The organism is Pseudomonas sp. PICF141 (assembly GCF_002286815.1).
In the GTDB taxonomy this organism is placed as follows: Bacteria; Pseudomonadota; Gammaproteobacteria; order Pseudomonadales; family Pseudomonadaceae; genus Aquipseudomonas.
Genome location: NZ_MUNM01000020.1, coordinates 14707 through 30461, shown reverse-complemented (window position 1 = coordinate 30461; position 15755 = coordinate 14707). Strand labels below are relative to the sequence as shown.

The window sequence follows — 15755 nt, the reverse complement described above, 5'->3', positions numbered from 1 at the left end:
TCAGTGTGTGAGACTTCGATGATGCATTTTCGCTGCCTGTGGGTTATCGGCTGTTTGTGGTTTCCCTTGATGGGCTGGGCGGCGCCCGCGCCACCGGCGCATGTCGTGCAACTGTCGCCAGCGCAACAGCAATGGCTGGCGCAGCATCGCGAGTTGCGGGTCGGCGTGGTGTTGCAAACGCCCTATGCCCAATACGATCGCCGCTTGCAGCGCCTGTCCGGGGTTAACATCGAGTTGATGAAGTGGCTGGCCAAGGCGCTCAAGCTCGAACTGAGCTGGCGTAATTATCCCGATCTTGCGCAACTGGAAGCCGCCGCCCGTGAAGGCGACATCGATATCGCGCCAGGACTGACGCAAACCCCCGTGGGTTTGCGGCTCTGGCAATTTTCCGACCCATACATGCGGGTGTCGCAACTGGTGGTCAGCGACCAGAAAAGCACCGGGGCGGTAGAACTGGAAAAACTCGACAGCCAGACCCGCGTTGCCGTGCGCATGCCCAGCGTCACCGCCGATTATCTGCGCAGCAATTATCCCCATCTGAACTTGCAGGGCGTGCCACTGGAGCGCCAGGCGCTGCAACTGTTGTTGAGTCAGCAGGCCGGTTACGCGGTAGTCGATGAAGCGCAGTTCGGACGACTGTCTGCCGAGCCCGAGTTCTCCGGCTTGGCGGTGGTGGGCGATATCGGTTTCCCGCAGTTGCTGCGGGTGGCCACGCGCCGGGACTGGCCGGAGTTGGCCGGCATCGTCGAAATCGCGCTGCGGGCGATCCCGGCCAAGGATCTGGAGCAACTGCACAATCAATGGGTGCAACCCAAGTATCCGCGGCTGTCCGAGTCGCCGGGTTTCTGGCAAAACCTCTGCCTGCTCTTGGTGGTGTTGCTGTTGAGCAGCATGGCCATTGTGTTCTGGCAGCGCCGTCAACAACACAGTCTGGAGCAACGATTGCTGGCGGCGCGCGAAGACATAGCCCTGCGCGAGGCCAGCGAAGAGGCCTTGCGCCTCACGCAGTTTTCCATCGATCAGAGCACCGTCGGCATCCTTTGGGTCAACTGGGACAGCCATGTGCGCTATGCCAACCGGGCGGCCGAAACCATGCTCGGCTACCCGGTGGGCGGGATCATTGATCGGCCCTTGATCGATTTCGAGCCCGGCTTGCACATGGACCGCTGGCTGAGCCTGTGGAAGCGCGCCCGGGCCAGTGACGAAGCGCCGCAAAGTTTCGAGACCCAATGCGTGCGAGCGGACGGCAGTATTCTGCCGGCGGATGTTTCGTTGAGCTTCTTGCGTTTTCGCGATGGCGAATACCTGGTGGTTTACCTCAATGACGTCACCGAGCGTCGTCGCGCCCTGGCCGCGTTGCAGGAAAGCGAAGCGCGCCTGCAAGGGATCGCCGCCAACGTCCCCGGCCTGGTCTTTCGCCTGGAGCGCGCGCCGGTGACCGGGCAGATCGATTTTGCCTACATCAGTGAAGGCAGCGAGAGCCTGGTGGGTTACTCGCCCGCGACACTGGCCCATCGCGACAAAGGCCTGCGCAGCCTGGTGCATCCGGACGACAGGGCCAGTTATCACCAGACCCAGGATCACGCGCTGGACACCGACAGTGACTGGTCGTGGCAGGGCCGGATTCTGACCCGTCAGGGCGAACAGCGCTGGGCCGAGATCAAGGCCATTACCCGCCGACTTGAAGATGGCGCCTATGTCTGGGACGGGATCGTCTGGGACATCACCGAGAGCAAGCGCATCGAACTGGAACTGGCCAGCTCCCGCGAGCAATTGCGCGAGTTGTCCGCCCACCTGGAGAGCGTTCGGGAAGAGGAAAAGGCCCGCATCGCCCGGGAAGTTCACGACGAATTGGGTCAGATGCTGACCGTGTTGAAGCTGGAAACGTCCATGTGCGAATTGGCCTATGCCCAGCTCGATCCGGGGCTGCACGAGCGCTTGAACAGCATGAAGCGGTTGATCGCTCAGCTGTTTCAATTGGTGCGCGATGTGGCCACGGCGCTACGACCGCCGATTCTTGACGCCGGGATCGCCTCGGCCATCGAGTGGCAGGCGCGGCGGTTCGAGGCGCGCACGCAAATCCCGTGTCTGGTGCAAGTGCCGGATAACTTGCCGGTGCTCAGCGATGCCAAAGCCATTGGGCTGTTCCGGATCCTTCAGGAAGCCCTGACCAATGTCATGCGCCACGCTCAGGCGCATACTGTTGAACTGACGCTGGCCCTTGAGGGCGATGAACTCTGCCTGACTGTCAGCGATGATGGCGTAGGATTTGTCGCCGCCACTGGCAGGCCGACGTCCTTCGGTGTGGTCGGCATGCGTGAGCGGGTGTTGATCATGGGCGGGCAGTTATCGCTTGAGAGTGAGCCGGGGGAGGGTACGACCCTGACGGTAAGAGTGCCGCTGGATGAAGCCTGATGATTTTGTATTGTTTGAGCTGGCGCCTTCGCGGGCAAGCCAGCTCCCACAGGGGTTTGTGTAAGTGCACAGATCTTTGACACCCCCAAATCACTGTGGGAGCGGGCTTGCCCGCGATAGATCTTGGCTCTGACATAAGAAGAATGGAGAAGAACGTGATCCGTGTACTGGTAGCCGAAGACCACACCATCGTTCGTGAAGGCATCAAGCAATTGATCGGCCTGGCCAAGGATTTGCTGGTAGTAGGAGAGGCGAGCAATGGTGAACAGTTGCTCGAGACCTTGCGCCATGTTCCCTGCGAAGTGGTGTTGCTGGATATCTCCATGCCTGGGGTCAACGGCCTGGAAGCGATCCCGCGGATTCGCGCACTGAACAATCCCCCGGCGATCCTGGTGTTGTCGATGCACGACGAAGCACAAATGGCCGCCCGGGCATTGAAGGTTGGGGCTGCAGGTTATGCGACCAAGGACAGCGATCCGGCCTTGCTGCTGACGGCAATCCGCAAAGTCGCGGCGGGCGGGCGATACATCGACCCGGAGCTGGCTGACCGGATGGTCTTCGAAGTCGGCCTGACGGATTCGCGGCCATTGCACTCATTGTTGTCGGAGCGTGAATTCTCGGTGTTCGAACGCCTGGCCCAAGGTGCCAACGTCAACGACATCGCCCAGCAACTGGCTTTGAGCAGCAAAACCATCAGCACCCATAAAGCGCGGTTGATGCAAAAACTCAACATCACCTCCCTGGCCGAGCTGGTGAAGTACGCAATGGAGCACAAGCTCCTCTGATTCTGAGCGCGGTCCCCTGTAGGAGCGAGGCTTGCCCGCGAAGCTTTTAGCGTCAGTGAGGGCGCCTTCGCGGGCAAGCCTCGCTCCTGCGGGATTGTTGTGGCATGTCCATTTACGACATGCACACAAAGCCGCTTTTACCCATTCTTGCGGCTTGCAGCTTCAAGCTTGCCGCTGCTCCTATCCATCCCCGCCATCCTTGTAGGGCAATCCCTACCCCCAAACTTCCATACGTCTGAGGCGAATCTCTCCTGCGCCCCGATTTGCGCCGCTCCCAGCGTCCACTAGGCTTAATCCACAGCAGTCATCAATAACAAAGGTGTGGGTATGAGCCAGGTTGATTCAAGCGCAGGGGCCAGCAATATTCTGGTCAGCTTTCGTGGAGTGCAAAAGAGCTACGACGGCGAGAACCTGATCGTCAAAGACCTCAACCTGGATATTCGCAAAGGCGAATTCCTCACCTTGCTCGGGCCGTCCGGCTCCGGCAAGACCACCAGTCTGATGATGCTCGCCGGTTTCGAAACGCCGACCGCCGGCGAAATTCAGCTGGCCGGGCGTTCCATCAACAACGTGCCGCCGCATAAACGCGACATCGGCATGGTGTTCCAGAACTACGCGTTGTTTCCGCACATGACGGTCGCCGAGAACCTGGCGTTCCCGCTGACCGTGCGCGGCTTGAACAAGAATGACGTCAGTGACCGAGTCAAACGTGTTTTGAGCATGGTTCAGCTCGACACCTTCGCTCAGCGTTATCCGGCGCAACTGTCCGGCGGCCAGCAACAGCGTGTGGCCTTGGCCCGTGCGTTGGTGTTCGAGCCGCAACTGGTGCTGATGGATGAACCGCTCGGCGCACTCGACAAACAACTGCGCGAACACATGCAGATGGAAATCAAGCACCTGCACCAGCGCCTCGGTGTGACCGTGGTCTATGTGACCCACGACCAGGGCGAAGCCCTCACCATGTCCGACCGTGTGGCGGTGTTCCACCAGGGCGAGATCCAGCAGATCGCACCACCGCGCTCCCTCTACGAAGAACCGAAAAACACCTTCGTCGCCAACTTCATCGGCGAGAACAACCGTCTCAATGGTCGGTTGCACAGCCACACCGGTGACCGCTGCGTCGTCGAACTCGGTCGCGGTGAAAAGGTTGAAGCCCTGGCGGTCAATGTCGGCAAGACTGGCGAACCTGTCACGTTGTCGATTCGCCCCGAACGCGTGAGTCTCAATGGTTCGAGCGAATCCTGCGTCAACCGCTTCTCAGGGCGGGTGGCGGAATTCATCTATCTGGGCGACCACGTCCGGGTTCGCCTGGAAGTCTGCGGCAAGACCGACTTCTTCGTGAAACAACCGATTGCCGAGCTCGATCCCGCGCTCGCTGTCGGCGATGTGGTACCGCTTGGCTGGCAGGTCGAACACGTTCGCGCGCTCGACCCACTTCTAGAGGCGCATTGATCGCCCCCCTGCTTCAACAACACCAACCTGCACGTGGAGAGAACAATAAATGTTGAGATCCCTGAAATTCACCGCTTTGGTCATGGGCATGATCGGCGCGGCACACGCGATGGCGGCGGGCCCGGACCTGACCGTGGTGTCCTTTGGCGGGGCGAACAAGGCGGCGCAGGTCAAAGCCTTCTACGCACCATGGGAAGCGGCGGGCAACGGCAAGATCGTGGCGGGCGAGTACAACGGCGAAATGGCCAAGGTCAAAGCCATGGTCGACACCAAGAGTGTGTCCTGGGACCTGGTGGAAGTTGAATCGCCAGAACTGTCCCGTGGTTGCGACGAAGACATGTTCGAGCAACTCGACCCTGCGCTGTTCGGCAATACCGAAGACTACGTCAAAGGCGCTATCCAGCCGTGCGGCGTGGGCTTCTTCGTGTGGTCGACCGTGCTGGCCTACAACGCCGACAAACTGAAAACCGCACCGACCAGTTGGGCCGATTTCTGGGACACCAAGACATTCCCGGGCAAACGTGGCCTGCGTAAAGGCGCCAAGTACACCCTCGAGTTCGCCTTGATGGCCGATGGTGTTGCGCCGAAAGACGTCTACAAAGTACTGGCCGGCAAGGACGGTCAGGACCGTGCGTTCAAGAAGCTCGATGAGCTCAAACCGAGCATTCAGTGGTGGGAAGCCGGCGCTCAACCGCCGCAGTACCTCGCTTCCGGTGACGTGGTCATGAGCTCGGCCTACAACGGCCGGATCGCCGCGGTACAGAAAGAAAGCAACCTGAAAGTGGTGTGGAACGGCGGTATCTACGACTTCGACGCGTGGGCGATTCCAAAAGGTCTGGACAAGACCCGTGCTGAAGCAGCGAAGAAATTCATCGCCTTCACCGTGCAACCGCAGCAACAGAAGACCTACTCGGAAAACATCGCCTACGGCCCGGCCAACACCAAAGCCGTGCCGTTGCTGGCCAAGGATGTCCTGAAAGACATGCCGACCACCCCGGAAAACATCGCCAACCAGGTGCAGATCGACGTCAGCTTCTGGGCTGACAACGGCGAGCAACTGGAGCAGCGTTTCAATTCCTGGGCTGCGAAGTAAGACCACTCCGTGGGCTTACCCACTCTTGTAGGAGCGAGGCTTGCCCGCGAAGACGTCAGCACATTCAACATCAATGTTGACTGACACACCGCCTTCGCGGGCAAGCCTCGCTCCTACAGGGGGGATGCGATGATCGTTCCCACGCTCTGCGTGGGAATGCCGCCCGGGACGCTCCGCGTCCCTGTGATGCAGAGTGTGGGAACGATCAGTACCAAATGTTCGAGGCGGCGTTTGTCGCCTCTGTAACGATCAAAGATTTTCGGAGTACGCCATGGCTATCGCCGTTCCCGTGAACGCGGGCACTGACCCCACCTTGAAGCAGCGGCTCAAGCACGCCGAGCGGATCAACCGCTGGAAAGCTCAAGCCTTGATCGCACCGTTGGTGTTGTTTCTGTTGCTGGTGTTCCTGGTGCCGATCGTGGCGCTGCTCTATAAAAGCGTCGGTAACCCCGAAGTGGTCGGCGCCATGCCGCGCACCGTGGCAGCCATCGCCAGTTGGGATGGCCGAGGCCTGCCGGCAGAGCCTGTGTACAAGGCCGCCAGCGAAGACCTCGCCGAAGCCCGCAAGAATCAGACCTTGGGTGACTTGTCCAAGCGCTTGAACATGGAGTTGGCCGGCTATCGCAGCCTGCTGACCAAAACCGCCCGCGCCTTGCCGTTCGCCACCGAGCCGACGTCCTATAAGGAAGCACTCGAAGCGCTGGACGAGCGTTGGGGCGATCCGGCCTATTGGCAAGTCATACGCCGCAATACCAGTAATGTGACGCCTTATTACCTGCTGGCCGCTGTCGATCATCGTATCGACGACCTCGGTGAGCTGGCCCCGGCCACCCCTGATCAGGCGATCTACCTCGATATCTTTGCCCGGACCTTCTGGATGGGCCTGGTCATCACCGTGATCTGCCTGGTGCTGGCCTATCCACTGGCCTACCTGTTGGCGAACCTGCCATCGCGGCAAAGCAATCTGTTGATGATTCTGGTGCTGTTGCCGTTCTGGACTTCGATTCTGGTGCGGGTCGCTGCATGGATCGTGTTGTTGCAGTCGGGCGGTTTGATCAACAGCGGGCTGATGGCCATGGGCATCATCGATAAGCCGCTGGAACTGGTGTTCAACCGCACCGGCGTTTATATCTCGATGGTGCATATCCTGCTGCCGTTCATGATTCTGCCGATCTACAGCGTGATGAAAGGCATCTCGCCAACTTACATGCGCGCGGCAATTTCCCTCGGCTGCCACCCGTTCGCCAGTTTCTGGCGGGTGTATTTCCCGCAAACCTATGCCGGTGTCGGCGCCGGTTGCCTGTTGGTGTTCATCCTCGCCATCGGCTACTACATCACCCCGGCGTTGCTGGGCAGCCCGAACGATCAGATGGTCAGTTATTTCGTCGCCTTCTACACCAACACCAGCATCAACTGGGGCATGGCGACCGCGCTCGGTGGGCTGTTGTTGCTGGCGACCGTGGTGCTTTATCTGATTTACAGCCGGCTGGTGGGCGCCAGTCGCCTGCGCCTGAGCTAAGGGGAGAATGAAATGCTGAGTCCTTACATGTCGCCCATCGAACGGGTGTGGTTCTACAGCTTGCGGATTCTCTGCGGCTTGATTCTGTTGTTCCTGATCCTGCCGGTGCTGGTGATCATTCCGCTGTCGTTCAACTCCGGCAGCTTTCTGGTCTATCCCCTGCAAGGCTTCTCGTTGCAGTGGTACGAGGATTTTTTTGCTTCGGCGGAATGGATGCGTTCGTTGAAGAACAGCATGATCGTGGCCCCCGCAGCGACGGTACTGGCGATGATCTTTGGCACGTTGGCGGCGATCGGCCTGACCCGGGGTGATTTCCCGGGTAAGCCACTGGTGATGGCGCTGGTGATTTCGCCGATGGTGGTGCCGGTGGTCATCATTGGTGTGGCGAGTTATCTGTTCTTTGCGCCGCTGGGATTGGGCAACAGCTTTTTCTCGCTGATCGTGGTGCATGCGGTGTTGGGCGTACCCTTTGTGATCATCACGGTGTCGGCAACCTTGCAGGGGTTCAACCAGAACCTGGTGCGGGCCGCTGCCAGCCTTGGGGCTTCGCCACTGACCGCGTTCCGGCGGGTGACCTTGCCGTTGATTGCGCCGGGCGTGATTTCCGGTGCGCTGTTTGCCTTCGCTACCTCGTTTGATGAAGTGGTGGTGACGCTGTTCCTCGCCGGTCCTGAGCAAGCGACCTTGCCTCGGCAGATGTTCAGCGGCATCCGTGAAAACCTCAGCCCGACGATCGCCGCTGCCGCGACGCTGCTGATTGCATTCTCGGTGGTCTTGTTGCTGACCCTGGAATGGCTGCGTGGGCGCAGCGAAAAACTGCGTACCGCGCAGGTCTGACGGCCAGATGATCGTTCCCACGCTCCGGGAACGATCAATCTCTGTAGGAGCGAGGCTTGCCCGCGAAGGGGACGCCCCGGTTGAATTGAAAGAACGCGTTATCGTTCTTCGCGGGCAAGTCTCGCTCCTACGGAAACACCTCAATCATTCGCCAACTGAATAGCAGACAAACCCCAATCCCCAGCTACTATTGTGCCCAGCTCCCCTATCTATAAGAGGCTGCGCACATGAGTCTTTCCTCTTTCAAAATCGCCCATAAACTGATCACCGGCGCAGGTGCCATCGAGCAACTGGCGGCTGAACTCACACGCCTGGACATCGATAACCCGTTGATCGTTACCGACGTCGCACTGGTCAAGTCCGGCACGGTAGAGCTGGCGCTGGCGCAGCTGGGCGAGCGCAGCTACGAGATTTTCGACCGGGTGCTGCCGGATCCGGAAATCGCCATCGTCGAAGATTGCATGCGGGTTTACCGTGAAGGCGGGCATGACGGATTGATTGGTCTGGGTGGCGGCAGTGCCATCGACATCGCCAAGAGTGTTGCAGCCTATGCCGGTTACCACGGCGCCCTGGAGGACTTGTTCGGCGTCGATCAGGTGCCGCGCAAAGGCCCGCCACTGATTGCCATCCCAACCACTGCCGGCACCGGTTCGGAAGTGACCAACGTGGCCATCCTCTCCGATAAGGTCGCGCAATTGAAGAAAGGTATTGTCAGCGATTACCTGTTGCCGGATGTCGCACTGATCAGCCCGCAAATGACCCTGACCTGCCCGCGCAGTGTCACCGCAGCCAGTGGCATCGATGCGCTGGTGCATGCCATCGAGTCCTACCTGTCGCTCAATGCCTCGCCCATCACTGATGCCTTGGCCATTGGTGCGATCAAGCTGATTACCCAAGCATTGCCCAAGGCCTACGCCAATCCTTCCCATCTGCAAGCCCGCGAAGACATGGCCACCGCCAGCCTGATGGCCGGCATGGCGTTCGGCAATGCCGGGGTCGGCGCTGTGCATGCGTTGGCATATCCCTTGGGCGGGCGTTTCAACATTGCCCATGGCGTCAGCAATGCCTTGCTGCTGCCGTATGTCATGACCTGGAACAAGATGGCTTGCGTGGAGCGCATGCAGGATATTGCCGAGGCCATGGGGGTAAAGACCGCTCATCTGAGCGCCAACGAAGCGGCGGACAAAGCCGTGGAGGCGATGACCGAGCTGTGCGCCGCGGTGGAAATCCCGCTGGGCCTGCGCAGTTTCGGGGTGCCTGAGGACGCGATTCCGGCCATGGCTGTGGAAGCCGCTGGCATCGAGCGTCTGATGCGCAACAATCCGCGCAAGTTGAGTGCCGTCGATATCGAGAAGATCTACCGAGCGGCCTATTAGTACCCAATCATCGCAGCACGGTGCGCGCGTCAAAGCATGAGGTATACAATGCGCGCCATCGTGATTCTGCTCAAAAAAGGTGCGTCATGCAGCCCTTCGTCATTGCTCCGTCGATTCTCTCCGCCGATTTTGCCCGCCTGGGCGAGGAAGTGGACAACGTCCTGGCCGCCGGCGCCGACTTCGTGCACTTCGATGTCATGGACAATCATTACGTGCCCAACCTGACCATCGGCCCGATGGTGTGTGCCGCGCTGCGCAAGTACGGTGTGACCGCGCCGATCGATGCGCACTTGATGGTCAGCCCGGTGGACCGCATCGTCGGTGACTTCATCGAAGCCGGTGCGACCTACATTACTTTCCACCCGGAAGCCACGCAGCACGTCGACCGTTCCCTGCAACTGATCCGCGAAGGCGGCTGCAAGGCCGGCCTGGTGTTCAACCCGGCGACCCCGCTGGACGTGCTCAAGTACGTGATGGACAAGGTTGACATGGTGTTGCTGATGAGCGTCAACCCGGGCTTCGGCGGGCAGAAGTTCATTCCCGGCACCCTCGACAAACTGCGTGAGGCGCGGGCGCTGATCGATGCTTCCGGGCGTGACATTCGTCTGGAAATCGACGGTGGTGTGAATGTGAATAACATTCGCGAAATCGCGGCGGCGGGCGCCGACACGTTCGTGGCCGGTTCGGCGATCTTCAATGCGCCGAACTATCAGGAAGTGATTGAAAAAATGCGCGCCGAACTGGCACTGGCTCGCCCATGAGCGGGTTTGAGCAGCTGTTCCCCGGGCGTCTGCCACGGCTGGTGATGTTCGATCTGGATGGCACGCTGGTCGATTCGGTCCCCGACCTGGCGGCGGCCGTGGATAACATGCTGCTCAAACTCGGGCGTCAGCCTGCCGGTATCGAAGCGGTACGGGAGTGGGTCGGCAACGGCGTGCACATGCTGGTGCGCCGGGCCTTGGCCAACCACATCGATGGCGAGGGTGTCGATGAGGTCGAAGCCGGGCATGCCCTGGAATTGTTCAATGGCTTTTATGAGGACGGTCACCAACTGACGGTGGTTTACCCCGGCGTGCGTGACACCCTCAAGTGGCTGAACAAACAAGGCGTCGAAATGGCGCTGATCACCAACAAGCCGGAACGCTTCGTCGCGCCGCTGCTGGATCAGATGAAGATCGGCCGTTACTTCAAATGGATCATCGGTGGCGATACCCTGCCGAACAAGAAGCCCGACCCGGCCGCGCTGTTTTTCGTGATGAAAATGGCCAACATTCCAGCGTCCCAATCGTTGTTCGTCGGCGACTCGCGCAGTGACGTGCTGGCGGCGAAAGCGGCGGGGGTCAAATGCGTGGCCCTCAGTTACGGCTATAACCATGGTCGGCCAATCGCCGAAGAATCACCGGCGCTGGTGATCGATGATCTGCGCAAACTAATTCCCGGTTGCCTGGATCCGGCCGCTGAGATAACGTTGCCCGACGCTGTTCAATCCCCCCCTGGAAACGCCATCGTGGTGGTCACTCGCAAACTCTGGATGAAAGTCATCAAGGCCCTGGCCCGCTGGCGTTGGCGCGCCTGACTGGTTCCTGGCCGGCGTACCGGCGCGTTTGCACACCTGACCGTTAGACCCTCAAACCACGAGGCACCTCATGATCCGCGAAGAATTCCTGCGTTTGGCCGCTGCCGGCTACAACCGCATCCCGCTTGCCTGCGAAACCCTGGCCGACTTCGACACGCCGTTGTCGATCTACCTGAAACTGGCTGACGAGCCCAATTCCTACCTGCTGGAGTCAGTGCAGGGCGGCGAGAAGTGGGGCCGTTATTCGATCATCGGCCTGCCGTGCCGCACCGTGCTGCGGGTTCATGATCACCACGTCAGCGTGACCCACGACGGCGTCGAGATTGAAAGCCACGACGTTGAAGACCCATTGGCCTTCGTCGAAACCTTCAAGGCGCGCTACAACGTGCCGACCATCGCCGGTCTGCCGCGCTTCAATGGCGGTCTGGTGGGCTATTTCGGTTATGACTGCGTACGCTATGTGGAAAAGCGTCTGGGCAAATGCCCGAACCCGGATCCGCTGGGCGTACCGGACATTCTGCTGATGGTGTCGGACGCGGTGGTGGTGTTCGACAACCTCGCCGGCAAAATGCACGCGATTGTCCTGGCCGATCCATCGCAGGAAGACGCTTTCGAACAAGGTCAGGCGCGTCTGCAAGCGCTGCTCGAACAACTCCGTCAGCCGATCACCCCGCGCCGAGGCCTGGACTTCAGCAAACAGCAATCGGCCGACCCGGTGTTCCGCTCCAGCTTCACCCAGAACGACTACGAAAAAGCCGTCGACACCATCAAGGAGTACATCCTGGCCGGTGACTGCATGCAGGTCGTGCCGTCCCAGCGCATGTCGATCGACTTCAAGGCTGCGCCTATCGACCTGTACCGGGCGCTGCGCTGCTTCAACCCGACGCCTTACATGTACTTCTTCAACTTCGGTGACTTCCACGTGGTCGGCAGTTCGCCGGAAGTATTGGTGCGGGTCGAAGACAACTTGATCACCGTGCGCCCCATTGCCGGTACCCGTCCGCGAGGCGCCAACGAAGAGGCTGACGTGGCGCTGGAAAAGGACCTGCTGTCGGACGACAAGGAAATCGCCGAGCACTTGATGCTGATCGATCTTGGCCGCAACGATACCGGTCGGGTCTCCGAAATCGGTTCGGTGAAGCTCACCGAGAAGATGGTCATCGAGCGTTACTCCAACGTGATGCACATCGTGTCCAACGTTACCGGTCAGTTGAAGGCCGGCCTGACGGCGATGGACGCACTGCGGGCGATCCTGCCGGCCGGTACTTTGTCTGGCGCGCCGAAGATTCGCGCGATGGAAATCATCGACGAGCTGGAACCGGTCAAGCGTGGTGTGTACGGCGGCGCGGTCGGTTACTTCGCCTGGAACGGCAACATGGACACTGCGATTGCGATCCGCACCGCAGTGATCAAGAACGGCGAACTGCACGTGCAGGCCGGTGGCGGCATCGTCGCTGACTCGGTGCCGGCCCTGGAATGGGAAGAAACCCTGAACAAGCGCCGCGCCATGTTCCGCGCAGTAGCCTTGGCCGAGCAGACGCCGGACAACTGAGTACGCAAAACCTATAGGAACGGGCTTTGTGGCGGGGGAGCTTCTGTGGCGAGGGGGCTTGCCCCCGTTGGGTCGCGAAGCGGCCCCCTGCATTTTTCCCTTTCAGGCTGATCAAGTCGCCTGGATTTGCGGCTGCTGCGCAGCCGAACGGGGGCAAGCCCCCTCGCCACAATAAGTGCTCACCATAAAAAACGCGGCGCCTTTAAGGGCGCCGCGTTTTTTGTGCCTGGGTCAGAAGTCCAGCGCCACCCCAACGCTGATGCCCTGTTGGGTAAAGTCATCATCCTTGCGGAACGTATAACCGCCGCGCAGGGCCAGGTCGGCGCTCAACTTATGGCTGACCCCCAGGCTCACGCGGTTCAAGTGACTTTGCGGCGTATAACCTTCCAGTGTGAAGTCATTGGCCGGCAGGCTATTGAGGGCCATGTTTACCTTCTGAACGTCATCTTCATACTCCCGCTCATAGGCATATTCGCCAAATACCTGGGTCTGACGAGTGAAGTTGTATTTGCCTTGCAAGCCGACACCCAGTCGTTTCGAATCTCGGGTCTGATCATCAAAGGTCAGGGCCGTGGAGCGGGTGCTGTTTTCCGAATAGCCGTCGACTTCCACTTCGGCGTAATCGGCGCTGATGAACGGTGACAGGTGCCATTCGCTGCCCGGTTGCGCAATGTCATAGCCAAGACGAGTGCTGAAAGCCCAGAGATGGCCGTCGGTATCACCCTTTTCCCCACCTTCGCCCGCACCCATGTCGAATTTGCGTTCGAGGTTGTCGTAGTCCAGCTTGCCACCAGTCAATGCGGCATCGGCCCACCAGCGATTCTGCTGGAACTGGGCGAAGGCGGTCGCCAGATAGCTATTGAGTTTGTAGTCCGAATCGTTACTGCCGGCGTCCAGGTTCTGACGATAGAAGCCTGCTGCCACACCCACGCGCCAGGCTTCATTGAGGCGATAGCTGCCGCCGATATTCAGGTTGTAGCCGCTGCCATCGGCACTGGCGCCGCTGCTTTGGCTATCGAAATCCAGATGCTGACCACCGCCGGCGACAATCGCGCGCCATTGGCCAACGGCCTGCCAGTTCTCCCAGTCGGATTGCCACTGGCTACGCAATTCATCCTGATGGGCGCGTAAGGTGGCGTGGGCCATTTCCGGCAGCAGCGTCAGTTCCCAGGGCGCCGACAGCAAGGAATAGGCGTAGTCGGCTATCAGCTTTTGCCCGGCTTCAGTGGGATGAACCGAGTCGTTATAAATCAGCTTGCTCGGATCCGGGGTGGCACTGTTGATGCCATACACGGCGTTCTGCGTACAACCACTGCCGCTAAAACAGGTGGCTGTCAGGTTCTGGTCGGTGGCGAGGCCGAAACGTGCCGGGTCGGCGAAGCTTTCCTGCAACAGCAGCGGAATGTTCAGCGGGATAATTTCGGCATTGATCCCCGCCAGGCGTGTGACCAACTGCTGATTGAAGTCGGTACTGAGCTGCGAGATCGAGGCTTGTAGCGGGGTGCCATTGACGGCGGGCGTCAATCCAAGGTCAGGCAGCAGCCAGACCACGATGTATTTGGCGCCGGCGGTTTGCAGAGTCTGCACGCTGTCGGCCAGTTGATTCGCCGCGGTGTTGGCCTGAGCGGTATTGAGTACGCGGCCTTGAAGGAAATCGTTGCCGCCCCCGGAGATGTAATACAGCGCATTCGGATCGGCGCGGAAATTATTCGTCGGCAGATAGCCTGGTCGGGTGCGTTCGCCCGTGGCGGATTCGGTAGTGATCGAATCCAGAATCTGGTCGGTGCGGTAACCGCCCACGGCCCAGTTGTTGCCATCCACCAGCCCTTGATTGGCGCGCACAGCCGAAGTCGAGGCGGCGGTTTGGTCTGCTGAGAACCCCAGACGTCCACCCAATAGTTGGGTGGAGTTCAGCGAGCGAAATTCACCACTGCCATCCAGGTAGACCGGCCCGGTCCGGTTGGTAAAACGCTGGGTCGCCCCGGCAGGGCCGCCCGTGTCGGTAAACTGCCCGGCATCGTTGAGGCTGTCGCCGAAGACCACGAAATTCGAATAAGGGTTGGGCGCAGCGATCGCCTGGGCACAGGCAGCAGCGAGCAGGCATCCGGCGAGCGGTACAAGCAATGTCTGTTTGATCATGAGCAAGTCCGTTTATTTATTGTTGTTGTAAACGAAACGACAGTACCAAAAACTTCCGGCCCTTTGCCATCTATCGCGAACCCTTCGCTTGTTTCGCGCCCTGTCGCCCCGACCATATTGCACGCTCTGCCCAGCTAAGTTACTGTGCCGAGACGTATGAATGAGACCTTCCCCGTGTTGATCGTCAGCAAACTTCTGGATCAAGTCATCAAGGCACACGCCCGTTGGCGTTGGCGCGCCTGAATCTTTTCTGCCGGCCTGGCCGGGCCTGTACCGCTTTGCCTTCTTTACCTGTATGAAATGCCGCTTTGCTGGCGCCGCTCCCGCACCTGACAAAGCGCAGCGCACTGCGGGTAAATCATTCGAAGGCCGTCTTAAAAGTCAGTGAATTCAAGAGGTTCTTAACGCCATGTTGCTGATGATCGATAACTACGACTCTTTTACTTACAACGTTGTGCAATACCTTGGCGAGTTGGGCGCCGAGGTCAAAGTCGTGCGCAACGACGAACTCACCATAGCCGACATCGAAGCCCTCAAGCCTGAGCGTATCGTCGTGTCGCCCGGTCCTTGCACACCGACCGAAGCCGGTATTTCCATCGAAGCGATCAAGCACTTCGCCGGCAAGTTGCCGATTCTCGGTGTTTGCCTGGGTCACCAGTCCATCGGCCAGGCCTTTGGTGGCGATGTGGTTCGTGCCCGTCAAGTCATGCATGGTAAGACTAGCCCGGTATTCCACGAGGACAAGGGCGTGTTCGAAGGCCTGAATCGCCCGCTGACAGTCACCCGCTACCACTCGTTGATCGTCAAGCGTGAAACCCTGCCCGATTGCCTGGAACTGACCGCCTGGACCCGGCTCGAAGACGGCTCGGTCGACGAAATCATGGGGCTGCGCCACAAAACGCTGAACATCGAGGGTGTGCAGTTCCACCCAGAGTCTATCCTCACCGAACAGGGCCATGAGCTGTTCGCCAACTTCCTCAAACAAACCGGCGGCACGCGCTAAGGACTTTC

12 protein-coding genes are annotated in these 15755 nt (G+C 59.8%); 11 read left to right on the top strand and 1 reads right to left on the bottom strand.

What is annotated here, in order from left to right; translation table 11 throughout:
- The first annotated feature begins 18 nt into the window (after positions 1-18).
- The 10 genes from BZL43_RS02410 to trpE all read left to right on the top strand — a co-directional run bounded on the left by BZL43_RS02410 (position 19) and on the right by trpE (position 12605).
- A complete protein-coding gene (locus BZL43_RS02410) occupies positions 19-2415 on the top strand; it encodes a PAS domain S-box protein (RefSeq protein ID WP_095630825.1) in 2397 nt (798 codons plus the stop codon).
- Positions 2416-2558: 143 nt separating this feature from the next.
- Positions 2559-3200, top strand: a complete 642-nt coding sequence (locus tag BZL43_RS02405) for a response regulator transcription factor (protein ID WP_177409305.1) — start codon at positions 2559-2561, stop codon at positions 3198-3200.
- A 327-nt stretch (positions 3201-3527) separates the two neighbouring features.
- Positions 3528-4652 (top strand): ABC transporter ATP-binding protein, encoded by a 1125-nt coding sequence (locus tag BZL43_RS02400; protein ID WP_095630824.1) that lies wholly within the window; start codon positions 3528-3530, stop codon positions 4650-4652.
- Positions 4653-4701: 49 nt separating this feature from the next.
- Positions 4702-5745: an ABC transporter substrate-binding protein gene (locus BZL43_RS02395; protein WP_095630823.1), complete on the top strand. Its 1044-nt coding sequence runs from the start codon at positions 4702-4704 to the stop codon at positions 5743-5745.
- 271 nt (positions 5746-6016) lie between these two features.
- A complete protein-coding gene (locus BZL43_RS02390) occupies positions 6017-7264 on the top strand; it encodes an ABC transporter permease (protein WP_095630822.1) in 1248 nt (415 codons plus the stop codon).
- Between the two features lie 12 nt (positions 7265-7276).
- Positions 7277-8101 (top strand): ABC transporter permease, encoded by an 825-nt coding sequence (locus tag BZL43_RS02385; protein ID WP_095630821.1) that lies wholly within the window; start codon positions 7277-7279, stop codon positions 8099-8101.
- 227 nt (positions 8102-8328) lie between these two features.
- Positions 8329-9477, top strand: coding sequence for an iron-containing alcohol dehydrogenase (locus tag BZL43_RS02380; RefSeq protein ID WP_095630820.1), 1149 nt, complete (start codon positions 8329-8331; stop codon positions 9475-9477).
- 86 nt (positions 9478-9563) lie between these two features.
- The gene (rpe, locus tag BZL43_RS02375) at positions 9564-10238 is read left to right on the top strand and encodes a ribulose-phosphate 3-epimerase (RefSeq protein WP_095630819.1); all 675 of its coding nucleotides are present in this window, start codon (positions 9564-9566) and stop codon (positions 10236-10238) included.
- Positions 10235-11053 (top strand): phosphoglycolate phosphatase, encoded by an 819-nt coding sequence (locus BZL43_RS02370; protein WP_095630818.1) that lies wholly within the window; start codon positions 10235-10237, stop codon positions 11051-11053. The genes rpe and BZL43_RS02370 overlap by 4 nt, the downstream gene beginning before the upstream one ends.
- 70 nt (positions 11054-11123) lie before the next feature.
- Positions 11124-12605 (top strand): anthranilate synthase component I, encoded by a 1482-nt coding sequence (gene trpE, locus BZL43_RS02365; RefSeq protein ID WP_095630817.1) that lies wholly within the window; start codon positions 11124-11126, stop codon positions 12603-12605.
- A 231-nt stretch (positions 12606-12836) separates the two neighbouring features.
- Here trpE and estP read toward each other — a convergent pair whose 3' ends face one another.
- On the bottom strand, positions 12837-14744 hold the full coding sequence (estP, locus tag BZL43_RS02360) for an esterase EstP (protein WP_095630816.1): 1908 nt from the start codon (positions 14742-14744) through the stop codon (positions 12837-12839).
- 409 nt (positions 14745-15153) lie between these two features.
- Between estP and BZL43_RS02355 the strand changes: the two genes are divergently transcribed.
- The gene (locus BZL43_RS02355) at positions 15154-15747 is read left to right on the top strand and encodes an aminodeoxychorismate/anthranilate synthase component II (RefSeq protein WP_095630815.1); all 594 of its coding nucleotides are present in this window, start codon (positions 15154-15156) and stop codon (positions 15745-15747) included.
- Positions 15748-15755: the final 8 nt, after the last annotated feature.